This is a genomic window from Mycobacterium angelicum, assembly GCF_002086155.1.
Lineage (GTDB): Bacteria > Actinomycetota > Actinomycetes > Mycobacteriales > Mycobacteriaceae > Mycobacterium > Mycobacterium angelicum.
In genome coordinates this window covers 1-323 of sequence record NZ_MVHE01000357.1, presented here as the reverse complement: position 1 = coordinate 323, position 323 = coordinate 1, and the positions used below count along the sequence as shown (strand labels likewise).

The following is a 323-nucleotide window of genomic DNA, read 5'->3' as shown; positions in this document are numbered from 1 at the left end:
CCAGCCGCAGTATCGCGTTGGCGCAGTTGTTGTAGAACGCGATGAACGGCCGGGCGAGGCGCACGTAGACCAGGTACGGCGGGACCAGCAACATCGCTGTTCGCTCCGGACCAGCCAAAGCGATGTTCTTCGGCACCATCTCACCGAGCAGGACATGCAGCGCCACCACGATCGCCAACGACAAGGTGTGCAGCAGCGCCGGCGGTACACCGCTCAGCCCGAACGACAGCTGTAGCAGCTTGACGACTGCCGGTTCGCCGACCCGGCCAAGCAGGATCGAGGACACCGTAACCCCCAGCTGTGCGCCGGTCAGCATCGCCGGG

The 323-nt window shown here is 65.3% G+C and carries 1 protein-coding gene; it reads right to left on the bottom strand.

Annotated features, from left to right (window positions below):
• On the bottom strand, window positions 1–323 hold a 323-nt coding region (locus tag BST12_RS29780), incomplete at both ends, for a CNNM domain-containing protein (RefSeq protein WP_139802119.1).